Below are 3196 nucleotides of genomic sequence, written 5' to 3' on the forward strand. Positions count from 1 at the left end.
CCCGGCTCGGCGGGATCCGGGCGGCGGGTACCGTGGGCCGCCGTCGGTCGCCGCACCGGCGGGTCACGGGCCTGTAGCTCAGTGGTCAGAGCAGGGGACTCATAATCCCTCGGTCGCGGGTTCGATCCCCGCCGGGCCCACTCGATGCGATATCCATGCCTGTCTCTCGTCGATGTTCACACAGGCCTGCCGCTGGGGCTGGCGCGACTCGAATCCCGCGCAGTGGGCGGACCCGCCGTCGATCCCCAACCGGGCACCGGTCGTTCCCGAACCCGGAGACGTCATCGCCCTCATCGAGGAGGCGAAGGCATCTCGCAGCCCGGAGAAGGCGCGAGCGATCTTCGTGTCGGCCACGACCGGCATGCGGCGGGCCGAGCTGTGCGCGCTCCGTCGCCGCCGTGACGTTCCGGACTGCTGAAGGACACCAAGGTCCACGACCGGAAGCTCGGGCCGGCCCGTGGTGTTGATCCACGGCTGGCCCCTGTCGAGCGCGTCCTGGAAGGACCAGGTCCCGGTGCTCGAGTAGGCCGGCTACCGGGTGATCGCTTACGACCGCCGCGGCTTCGGGCAGAGCGACCAGCCGTGGCGCGGCTACACCTACGACACGCTCGCTGATGACCTGGAGGGCGTGCTCTCCGAGCTCGACCTGCACGATGTCACCCTCGTCGGGGTTCTCCATGGGCGGCGGTGAGGTCCGGCTACATCACCAAGCACGGGGTCGAGCGGCTCCACAGCGTGGTGTTCGCCGCCGCGGTCACGCCCTACATGCTCGAGACCAGCGACGATCCCGACGGCCCCCTCTCCAAGAAGCAGGCCGCCCAGATGACGGCGGACCTCACCAAGGACCAGGACTCGTTCTACGACGACTTCACCAAGCAGTTCTTCTCCGTCGACGGCGTCCTGAAGGTAACCGAGCCGCAGCAGTCAGGAAGCGCTCAAGCTCTGTCAGCAGGCCGACAAGAAGGCCGTCCTCGCCTGCATGGGAACCTTCGGTGCAACCGACTTCCGCGGCGACCTCCTCAACGTCACCGTGCCCACGCTCGTCGTCCACGGCGACGGCGACGGCACCGTCCCGTTCGAGGGGTCGGGCCAACGGACACACGCCGCCATCGCCCACAGCGAGGTGGTGGTCCTCGAAGGCACCCCCACGGCGGCAACGTCAGCCACGCCAACGCCTTCAACCGAGCCCTGATCGTCTTCCTCGCCAAGTAGCAACGCCTGCGCCGGCATCTGTCCTCGGCCACCAACCTCCGGCGGCCGAGGACCGGCATCTGGATCGGCCGGACGGTCATGGGCGCCCGAAATCGCCGGCTACACCCTTGGACGCCTCAAGCAGTCCTCACCGCGCCGTGAGGCCGAGGCGGCAGACGCGGTCGCCCACCGCCGGGAAGGGTCAACCCTTGTCGGTGTCGGTCTCGACGAAGCGCTCGTGGCCCGCGCCGACGGCGCCGTCGGGCAGCACCTTCGAGGCGGCGACGAGCACCTTGTTCTTGAGCGAACCCGGTATGACCTTGTCCTTGCCCGCGAGCATCGCATCGACCGCGTCGCGACCGACCTCGTCCGGGTCGTCCTTCTTGGCCTGGCCCAACTTCGAATCCTCCATGTCGGCCCGGGCGAAGAACTCGGTGTCGGTGCCGCCGGGCATGAGCGCGGTGACGGTCACGCCGCAGTCGTCCAGCTCCTCGTGGAGGGCCTCGGCGAAGGCGGCCAGGAACGTCTTGGAGGCGTTGTAGGTCGACATCAGCGGGCCGGTCATGGCTGCGGCGACCGACGAGGTGATCATCAGGCGGCCCTCGCCCCGTGCGGCCATCGCCGGTAGCAGGAGCCCGGCCAGGTGCACGGCACTGGTGATGTTGAGCTCGATCAGCCGGACGTGGGCGTCGACGTCGGTCTCGACGAAGGGCCCGTCGACCCCGACGCCGGCGTTGAGCACCAGGGCGTCGACGGGTCGGCCGACCGTTCGTGTCGCCTCGGCCAGCTCCCGGACACCGTCCCTCGTGGCCAGGTCGACCCGGACGGCGCGGACGTCGGCGCCGTCCACCCCCTGAAGCTCCGTCGCGGCGCTGTGGATCTCGGCTTCATCGGCGGCCACGACGAGGTCGTAACCCCGACGAACCAGGTCCCGAGCGATGCCGAGACCGATCCCGCTCGATGCGCCGGTGACGATGCCGAAGGGGCGAGCTGCTGCTGAGGTGACCATGTCGGTCGGTGTCCTGTCCTGGTCGGGTTCGCGACCTGTATCTCACCCCGTCGGCCACGGTCAAACGACCCGGCGTCGGGGTTGCGCTGGTTCCGGGCTCTTCAGAGGCGACCTCGACGCTGGCCGAGCCCGGCCGCCTCCATCTTCTTCCCGTAGTACTCAGGCCAGGTGGACCTTGACCTGGTCCATGTCGCCGGCAGGCAGATCGACCACGGGCCGGGCCCGGGGCAGGGGCGCGCCGCAACCTCGAGCTCCTCCAGCGGACCCACCGGCGCGGCCAAGTGGTCCGATGGCTGGAGGAGTGGGCTCGTCTGCTCGACGGGCCTATCGAGAAGGCTCTGGCCACGCTGACTTCAATCTCGCCCGGCGCGCGGGAGCTGCGCCAGAACAACCCCTTCGCCGGCGTGCTGCCCGACGAGACCCGCCAACCGATCCTCGACGCCCACGCCGTGAGGCATCGGTTCCTGTCGTGAACCGGGCGCAGCTCGCACACGTCCTTCGAGCGGCCAGCAAGATCGCCTCCGACGGCGACATCATCGTGATCGGAAGCCAGTCGATCCTCGGAGCCTTCGGCGAGATGGAGCTCCCGGAGGAGGCGACGCTGTCAGCGGAGGCCGATGTGGCGTTCCGCAACGACGTCGAGGCGCACAAGGCGGCAACCCAGACCGTGCGCGTTGGTGCGAGCTGTTGGTAGGCCTGGATCGGGTGGCGATCTTGGAGGTCGCCCGGGGCGCCGATGGCCGGGTGCACGTGGCGGTCGAGACGACCGAGCGCGCTGTGGGCTGCGGGGCGTGCGGGGCCCGGGCCTCGTTGAAGGGCCGCCGACGGGTGCCGTTGGCGGTCCTGCCCACCTTCGGGTCCCCGGTGAGCCCGGTGTGGCACAAGCGGCGCTGGGCCTGTCGGGAACCGGAGTGCCCGGTCGGGTCCTGGTCATCGACGTCATCGAGGGCCGCCAAGGCCCCGAGCTCGGTACCTGGCTGGGTCGCCAACCGAAGT

5 protein-coding genes, 1 tRNA gene and 1 pseudogene are annotated in these 3196 nt (G+C 69.7%); 6 read left to right on the top strand and 1 reads right to left on the bottom strand.

Annotated features, from left to right (window positions below; genetic code table 11):
• Positions 1-67 precede the first annotated feature (67 nt).
• The 3 genes and pseudogenes from VNL12_RS19155 (at position 68) to VNL12_RS21070 (ending at position 1212) form a co-directional block, all read left to right on the top strand.
• Positions 68-140: transfer RNA gene (locus VNL12_RS19155), tRNA-Ile, on the top strand.
• A gap of 32 nt (positions 141-172) precedes the next feature.
• Positions 173-418, top strand: a complete 246-nt coding sequence (locus VNL12_RS19160; RefSeq protein ID WP_325596715.1) for a hypothetical protein — start codon at positions 173-175, stop codon at positions 416-418.
• A 39-nt stretch (positions 419-457) separates the two neighbouring features.
• Positions 458-1212 (top strand): annotated as a pseudogene (locus VNL12_RS21070) (alpha/beta fold hydrolase).
• A gap of 181 nt (positions 1213-1393) precedes the next feature.
• Here VNL12_RS21070 and VNL12_RS19175 read toward each other — a convergent pair.
• A complete protein-coding gene (locus tag VNL12_RS19175; protein ID WP_325596721.1) occupies positions 1394-2200 on the bottom strand; it encodes an SDR family NAD(P)-dependent oxidoreductase in 807 nt (268 codons plus the stop codon).
• Positions 2201-2481: 281 nt separating this feature from the next.
• Between VNL12_RS19175 and VNL12_RS19180 the strand changes: the two genes are divergently transcribed.
• From VNL12_RS19180 to VNL12_RS19190, 3 genes are all read left to right on the top strand, one after another.
• Entirely contained in the window at positions 2482-2673 is a 192-nt protein-coding gene (locus VNL12_RS19180) for a hypothetical protein (protein ID WP_325596723.1), read from the top strand.
• Positions 2670-2894, top strand: coding sequence for a hypothetical protein (locus tag VNL12_RS19185; protein WP_325596725.1), 225 nt, complete (start codon positions 2670-2672; stop codon positions 2892-2894). The genes VNL12_RS19180 and VNL12_RS19185 overlap by 4 nt, the downstream gene beginning before the upstream one ends.
• An 11-nt stretch (positions 2895-2905) precedes the next feature.
• Positions 2906-3196 (top strand): transposase family protein (locus tag VNL12_RS19190; protein WP_325596727.1); only part of this gene is annotated, 291 nt, incomplete at its 3' end.

The sequence above is a fragment of the Iamia sp. genome, from assembly GCF_035575815.1.
GTDB lineage: Bacteria > Actinomycetota > Acidimicrobiia > Acidimicrobiales > Iamiaceae > Iamia.